The organism is Candidatus Methylomirabilis sp. (genome assembly GCA_036000645.1).
In the GTDB taxonomy this organism is placed as follows: Bacteria; Methylomirabilota; Methylomirabilia; order Methylomirabilales; family JACPAU01; genus JACPAU01.
On record DASYVA010000066.1, the window covers coordinates 1 to 7,341 of the forward strand.

The 7,341-nt window shown below is 68.7% G+C and carries 3 protein-coding genes; 2 read left to right on the forward strand and 1 reads right to left on the reverse strand.

The features are described from left to right. Positions 1 to 673: hypothetical protein (locus VGT06_04035; protein HEV8662302.1), on the forward strand; the 673-nt coding region annotated here is incomplete at its 5' end. Between the two features lie 449 nt (positions 674 to 1,122). Here the strand turns inward: VGT06_04035 and VGT06_04040 are convergent. Then, positions 1,123 to 3,384: a right-handed parallel beta-helix repeat-containing protein gene (locus VGT06_04040; protein HEV8662303.1), complete on the reverse strand. Its 2,262-nt coding sequence runs from the start codon at positions 3,382 to 3,384 to the stop codon at positions 1,123 to 1,125. Between the two features lie 1,969 nt (positions 3,385 to 5,353). Here VGT06_04040 and VGT06_04045 point away from each other — a divergent pair. Beyond that, positions 5,354 to 7,341 (forward strand): MASE1 domain-containing protein (locus tag VGT06_04045; protein HEV8662304.1); only part of this gene is annotated, 1,988 nt, incomplete at its 3' end.

Here is a 7,341-nt window from a genome sequence, read left to right on the forward strand (position 1 = left end):
GCTCTTCGTGAACGCGACTGCTGGCGATTTTCACCTGTCGGACAGCTCCCTTGCGATCGATGAGGCGAATTCGTCTATAGCTGACTGGCCGACCAACGATGCTGAGGGGCTGAGACGGTGGGATGACCCGTCGAAGACCAACGGCGGCGCAGGCTCTCCGGCTTACGCGGATATTGGTGCATATGAGTCCTTCAACCGGTCCTTCGAGTTCAACGAGAACGGCTGGATTCCCTACGACGACACCAGCCCCTCATGCCCGAACCCCGCGCCAACGCTCTTGCGGGTTGCCGGTGGGCAGCTCGGGTCGTGGTCGCTCCAGGTCACAGCAGGGGGCACGCAGGATACATGCCAGTTCGGGATCAACGACTCGGCAAACTGGGTGGCTGTTACACCATTCGTTGGCGCAAGGTATCGTGTGACGGCGTATGTGAAGTCGGACTCCCACAACGGGCAGGCGCGAATCCGCGTCCGCGAGTACCTGGGCGGCCAGCAGAAGGGCACAACAACGCTCTCGGCCGCCGTGACCCTCTCGCCCACTTGGACGCAGTTGACCGTGGACTACGTGGTCGTGGCGTTGGGCTCAACGCTCGACATCCAAGTTCTTGACTACGCTCCGGCGATCGGCGGCGAAATCTTCCAGACGGATAACATCTCCATCGGAATCGTTCCTTGATCGGAGGGCTCCCGGATTTGGCGCACCGGAGCCCCACGCGGCCGGCCGCTCGTCGCGGCGCAGGACCGGCAGGACCTGCCACCCGTCGAGGCGCCAACCGCACCTCCACCGCCGATGAGGAGACCGAAGAAGAGCAGGAGCACCGCCTCCGGTGTCGGCAGGGGCCCCTGGGTTTTCAGCCGGCGGCAACTCGCCGTGCAGCCGGTCGACGGGGTTGGTGCTCCGCAGCGATTGGCGCTGCGCGGCGGAGAACCGGAAGTGGGCAAACTGCAGGTCGCTCGCCTCGAGGAGGCCCTCCTCAGGGGGTACGCGTAACGCTGCCGGGGCTGGCCCGGTAGCGCGGCGCCGGAGCCGACCCGGAACGGCAGCGAGACCAGATAGATTGGTGCGGCTCGGCGGACGAGAGCCGCCTCCCTTGTAGCGGGACGTGGAACCGACTACGGCTGCGGCTACGGAACAACCACGATGGCGATGCTGTCGACCTGGAACACCTCGCCGGCCGCGCCCGGGTAATCGAGGATCTGCACGTCCAGGGTAGAGCCGGTCGCCTGCGCGACGTGCTCGGTCAGCAGCAGCTGCCAGGCCGGCGTCAGCGGCACGAAGGGGGAGTAGGTCGCCGTCCCGACCAACACCCCGTTCAGGTACTCGCGGACCCGGATGCGGGCCCGCCCTGTGGCCACCTCCGTGCGCGCGCGGACCCAGGCGGTGAAGCGGTAGTGCGTCCCTGCGGCCCCGGTCGTGGCGACCCAGTTGGGGCTGTCGTTGATGCCGAACGTGGCCGTGGAGGCAGGGCCTCGCACTTCCAGGGCAACCGCCCCCTCCTGCCCGCCCGGGACCCGCTGGAGGGTCGACCCCCCGTAGGCAGTCCAGCCGCTGGTGTCGGTTTCGAAGGAGGGATTCCTGACCAGGTTGCCCGGGTCGGCCACCGTCACCGTGGCGCTGGCGGTACTGCTCGCCCCGGTGGTGTCGGTCACCGTGACAGTGGCGGTGTAGGTCCCGGGAGTGGCGTAGGTATGGGGGGCCGTGGCACCGGGCTGCGGGCCGATCAGGGCGCTCCCGTCACCGGCGTCAAACGCGTACGAGACAATCGTCTCCTCCGCCGCCGCGCTCGAGCCCGAGGCATCCAGCGTCACCGTGAGCGGTGCCGGCCCTGAGGACGGTGCGACCGTCAGGGCCGCCACCGGGGCGGCGCTGGGCACGTACTCCAGGGCCCCCCGATCAGCGTAGGGAACCGGGCCGGCCCCGGTGTTGGGCGTGGCCGGGTCGTCCACTCGGGGGTTCCCCGCGGCGTCGGTCTCTGCCCAGTGGGGCACCGAGGAGTCAGCGGAATCAATCGCGGGCGATCCCGGAAGGAGGCGGAAATCCCCTCCCACGGGGTTGCGAAACCGCGGGTCTGCCTGGAGGGAAGCCGCGTCCTGGCCGGTGCCGGCCGTGAAGGCGGCGAGGGTCGTGTACGTGGTCCCGGAGAACTTGATCGGTGCCTGGCTGGTGCGGTTCCAGAAAAGATTGAAGTTGGACGCGAAGCCGGCCGCGGCGGTAGTGTCTACGAAGAGGTCGAACTCCCCTGTGGGCCCGTTATCGGCCCCGATGGAGTTGAAGATGTGGGTATCGGTGGCTTCCCACCCCACGGAGAAGCCCCGGCCGGCGTTCCCCCACGCCACATCGCCGACGTGGCGACTCCCCACCGACCGGGACAGGTGGAAGCCGTGGCCGCAGTTGTGCCAGGAGCGGTTCTGCAACGAGAGGGTGTTGCTGGAGCTTTGGATCTTAATCCCCGTGCCACGGTTGTCGTGAACAGTGTTGCGCTGGATGAGACTGCTGGCCGCAGCGTCGATACGGATGCCATCATTACTGTTACGGAAGACCTCGTTGTCCTGGATTATCGCGCTCCCGCAACGACCCAGGCGTATCCCACCGCCCGATACCACGTTCGAGCCAATCAGGGCGTTCGTGAAGCCCGACACGTCGATCGCCTGCAAGGTAACGAAGGTCACAGTGTTATGCGTGAGCGTGAGACTCGTGGCGCCAGTGGACGAAGCATTCGCATAGATCCCGAACGCGCCCCGGGTGATGGTGAAGCCGTCGATGGTCACCCAGGAACGCGCATCAATGTCGAAGTTCCTGCCCCGCCGGCTGATCAGGGTCTGGTGGGTTCCCGGGTTGTCCCCCCCGAGGTTGACGTAGATGCTCCCCCCGGAGGCGTACCCGAAGGTGCCGGGGGGGACGGCGGCCGGCTCCACGACGGAGGTGCTCAGGAGAGTCAAAGGGGCCCCATCGACGAAGACCTGGCGCGGGAACCAGGTGACTCCGACCGCCTGCCAGACGGTGCCGGTGGCGGGGGTCCAGAGGGCGGGGTCGGAGAAATCGTCCGCCCCGTCCACCACCACGCCGGGCCCGAGGGCCTGGAAGACGAAAGGGCTTCCCTCAACGCCCGACGCCCGCACGGTGACCTGCTCCCGGTAGATGGCCGGCTTGACGAGGATGGTGGTGCCGGGCCCGCCCCGGGCGGCCGCGGCGGCCGACATGGTGCAGTAGGGAGGGTTCCCCTCGGTGCCGGCCCCGGGCGCTGTATCCGAGCAGCCGGGGTTGGCCCCGTCCACGACGAAGGTGCCGGCGGCGCGGGCGTCCCCCCCGCCCCCGAGCCAGCAGACGAGGCCCAGGAGCCCCGCTCCGACCCCCCGCGCCACCCGACCCCGCTCCGACCCCGCCACGCTTGAAGTTGCCTGTTCCATTCCCCACCCTTCCCTACTAGGCAGAGACCGCGTCGGCCCCTGCCCCGAGTGCCCGAGTGGCAGTGGCTCCACTCCCAGGGGGCATGCAGGTTCCCTCCGCCCGATCCGCTAGCGCCCTCGGCTCAGGGCAAGGCTCGACCCGTTCCCTTCCCCGTCCCCGCGGCCGTTCGCCGTGGCCGTGAAGAGAAGAATCTCAGTCGCGAGGTGGTCCACCTGAACCATCTCGCACGGCGTGACCGGAGCCTACTCCAGACCCTCCCGTAGAGGCGGCCCCGGCAGAGCCGAGAGGGTCGGAGGGGCCGCCAGGATCCGGAGCCGATGTGAGTTGTGCCGCGGCACCGATAGGAGAGGAACCGCTGCCTCTCCCCCCAGGGGATTAGAGAGCCCCCGCCTCACAGACCGAACGCGCAGTCTTTCTGGTGGACTTCGCCGTGCTGGCAGGTCTCCTCCGGCGTGCCACCGAGGGCACCGCCCGGCAGCAGCAGGAGCGTGTCGGTGATCAGGCTCCACCAAGACCAACCACTTTCTATCGGTCTATAAGCAACTTCTCTGCCAAGGTGCGATTCTCGCGGGGGCAGCTACATACGCAAACCAGCTCGCACCCCGATTCCACAATCTGTGGGAAAGACTAGTCAAATCATGCAAAGTCTCGCACACCGAGAGAGGCGGGGCTTCGCGGGGGGGCTGCGGCGCGGGTGCGGGGCCCAGAGCTCGCTGGAGAGGAGCGGAACACCGGAGCGGTCGGCGCATCGGGGACTTCCGACGGTCTTGGAAGCGGGCGGGCAAAGCCCTCGGGCGCCCCGAGCTGACCCCACACGACCTGTGGCGCTCGGCCGCGCGGAACATGGACCGCCGGGGCATCAGCCGCACCGTGGCGATGGCGATGGCGGGCTGGAAGACGGACGCGATCTACCGGCGGTACCGGATCGTGAGACGAGGACCTACGGGAGGCCGCGGCCAAGCTGGAGGGCCCGACCTTTGCTGCGGCTTTGCCCCCTGAGGCTCCGGAGGCCGCGCCAGCCTCCCGTACCTCGCATATCTCGGGATGATGCAAGCCGTGAATTCCGTGGCGGGAACTGGCAATCGCCGGAACGGCGAGAAGTTAGGCTTGTGGCCAGTTTCAGTCTGGCAGTCACGAGGCCACGGGTTCGAATCCCGTCAGCTCCACCACACAATCCGCTCCTACGGCCTGCAATGGACCACCAGGACCCAGGGCAAAGCTCTCCAGAGTTTTCGAACTCCGCGAGGAGCTTGCCTGGTACATTGACGAGATAGTCGGGCCGGTGGAGAATTGTGCCGTCACCGTTTCGAGACCGCTCCAGGTACTTCGGCTTCGCGACCGGGTCGCATGGAGCCAGGCCCTCCCCGTGGAGTAACTCTCCCACGGGGTGGCGTTGACGGATCCTGCAGCCAGCCGGGAGGCCCTCCACCAGGTCGTCCTGGCCGAGTCCCTCCTCCGGGTCTGGGGCGCCTCGCGCCCCCCCCTTCCCTGACCCTTCCCGTCCATCCCCTCGCCAAGAGTGACAGTCGGATCGAGGGGAGCTGGGCCCAGCCCCCTCGCGCTGTAAGGTATGGAAATTGCACCAGGCAATGGCAGTGTCGCTCTTCAAGTCATGAGAGACGCCCATAGCTGCCACCCGGACAATCTTGAAGGGCCAGAACGCCCGCTTCCCGACTGCGCAGCGCTCAGAAGGGAAAATCGCACCCCACCAAGCGGGCCTCGGGCACCCCGCTACCGCCCAGCACTGGGGGTTGGACAAGGGCCTCAGGTAGTGGTCAATCCTTCCAGCCACCTTCGCGTGCAGGGCGCGGTTCAGGAGAGGGGCTAGTGTCTCCCGTTTCGGTTCAGGCACCGCAAGGCGCGACGCATCCCGCGCCTGGCACCGCGAGCGGCGGGGGTGGTGCACGCCGCCGCGCGGCCGGGCCCACTCACCCCTCGTCCTACGCAGTGCGGGTGGGGATCCTCGCCGCCGTCTACTTCGGGGCGGCGACGGTCGGGCTGTCGCTGGCCGTCATGCACCCGAACGTTACGCTGGTGTGGCCCCCCACGGGGATCGCCCTCGCGGCGCTGCTCTTGTTCGGCGGTCGTCTCTGGCCGGGCATCGCGCTGGGGGCGTTCCTGGCCAACGCCTTCACAGCCGTGCCCGTCGTGACAGCAGGCGGCATCGCGCTCGGGAACACCCTGGAGGCGGTAGCGGGCGCCTACCTGCTTCGCCGCGTCGTCCGGTTCCGGAACTCCCTCGGGCGGCTCCCAGATGTCCTGGGACTGGTGGTCCTGGCGGCCGTGCTCAGTACCACGGTCAGCGCCACGATCGGCGTCGCCAGCCTCTGTCTGGGAGGCGCCGCCCCCTGGGCCCTCTACGGCTCCCTCTGGTGGCAGTGGTGGCTGGGGGACGCGATGGGCGCGCTAGTGGTGGCTCCGGTGCTCCTGACCTGGGGGACGCCGCCCCGGCCGAGCTGGCCCGCGCGGCAGGGGGCCGAGGCCGCGGCCTTGCTCGTCCTGCTGGTAGCCGCCAGCCAGATCGCGTTCGGGGGATGGTTCCTCAGCGACGCCCCTGCCTATCCTCTGGCCTACGGAATTTTCCCCTTTGTCATCTGGGCGGCACTGCGGTTTGGCTCCCGGGGGGCGGCGACGGCGACCCTGGTGGTGTCGGGGATTGCGGTGTGGGGGACGGTGCAACAAGTCGGCCCCTTCCTGGGCCGGGGCCTCACCGAGAGCCTCCTGTTGCTCCAGACCTTCATGAGTGTGGTGGCGGTGACGGGTCTCCTCCTGGCCGCGACTGTCACCGAGCGCCGGCGGGCGGAGGGGCGATTCCGGCTCGCGGTCGAAGCCGCCCCGAATGCCATGATGATGGTCGACCGGGAAGGCCGGATCACCCTTCTCAACAGGCAGGTGGAGAGGGCCTTTGGCTACACCCAGGACGAGCTCCTCGGCCGCAGCATCGAGACGCTCGTCCCGGAGCGTTTCCGCGCGGACCACCCGGGGCACCGGGGCCGCTTCTTCGCTGAGCCCCAGGCCCGGCCCATGGGCGCGGGCCGGGATCTCTTCGGCCGGCGCAAGGACGGGAGCGAAGTCCCCGTGGAGATCGGGCTGACCCCCGTCCAGACCGAAGAGGGCACCTTTGTCCTGGTCTCCATCATCGACATCACGGCGCGCAAGCGGGCGGAGGAGGCCCTCCAGCTCGCCAATACCCGCCTCCAGGAGGCCGTCCAGCGGGCCGAAGAGGCGTCCCGCGCCAAGTCGGAGTTCCTGGCCAACATGTCCCATGAGCTGCGGACGCCCCTGAACAGCATCATCGGGTTCAGCGCTCTCCTCGAGCAGGGGGTGCCCGGGCCCCTGACCGAAAAGCAGCAGCGCCACGTCGGCCACATCCACGGCAGCGGCAGGCACCTCCTGGCCATCATCAACGACATCCTCGACCTGTCCAAGGTGGAGGCCGGCCGGCTGGAGCTGCACCCGGGGCCCTTCCTGGTGCAGGACGCGCTGGAGGCGGCAGTCAGCGACATGCGGCCCCAGGCCGAGGCCAAGGGGATCGCGGTCCGGCTCGGGAGGGGGGAGGGCCTCGGCACCCTTTGGGCGGACCCCGTCCGCGTCAAGCAGATCCTGTACAATCTCGTGAGCAACGCCGTGAAGTTCACCCCAGCCGGCGGGCAGGTCACGGTGACGGCCCGCCGCGTCGCCCGGCCCCCGGATCCCCCCGTCGAGCCGTCGCGACCGACCGACGGCAGCGGCGAGAGCCTGGTGGTGGCCATTACGGACACGGGCATCGGGATCAAGGCCGAGGACCTCGGGAAGCTCTTCCGGGAGTTCGCCCAGCTGGATGCGTCCCTGGCCAGGGAATACGGGGGCACGGGCCTGGGCCTCGCCCTCACGAAGCGCCTCGTGGAGCTGCACGGGGGGACCGTGACCGCGGCCTCCCCCGGGAAGGGCCTCGG